Origin of the sequence: Oceanobacillus luteolus, assembly GCF_042678205.1 — a bacterium.
Taxonomy (GTDB): Bacteria; Bacillota; Bacilli; order Bacillales; family Amphibacillaceae; genus Oceanobacillus; species Oceanobacillus luteolus.
Genome location: NZ_JBHUDE010000053.1, coordinates 1 through 572 on the forward strand (window position 1 = coordinate 1; position 572 = coordinate 572).

At 34.6% G+C, this 572-nt stretch carries 1 protein-coding gene; it reads left to right on the top strand.

Annotation, left to right across the window (positions count from 1 at the left end):
* A partial coding sequence (locus ACFSBH_RS12070; protein WP_379597721.1) for an IS3 family transposase occupies positions 1-546 on the top strand: 546 nt, incomplete at its 5' end.
* Positions 547-572: the final 26 nt, after the last annotated feature.

Sequence of the window (572 nt, forward strand, 5' to 3'; positions counted from 1 at the left end):
AAAGGTACTGTAGGAAAAACGGCACCAAATCATTTAGATCGTCAATTTACAGCAGAGGAACCAAATCAAAAGTGGGTAACAGATATAACGGAGTTTAAGTTATTTGGTGAAAAGCTTTATTTATCGCCAGTATTAGATTTATTCAATGGAGAAATTATTACATATACAATAGGTTCTAGACCAACGTATTCACTCGTTTCAGAGATGTTGGAGAAAGCTCTTATTCGCTTGCCGGCAAAGCATCAATTACTCATGCATTCCGATCAAGGTTGGCATTATCAGATGAAACAATATCGTCATGCCCTTCAAGATAGAGGGATCAAGCAAAGCATGTCCCGTAAGGGAAATTGTTATGATAATTCTGTGATGGAGAATTTCTTTGGGATTATGAAATCAGAATTTCTTTATTATAAGGAATTCGAAAATGTAGAGCATTTTAAACTAGAACTACAAAAATATATAGAATACTATAATACGAAACGGTTGAAAGCAAAGTTAAAAATGAGTCCGGTACAATACCGAACTCATTTTGAGCAAGCTGCATAATGAATTAACCGTGTCTAACTTTTAGG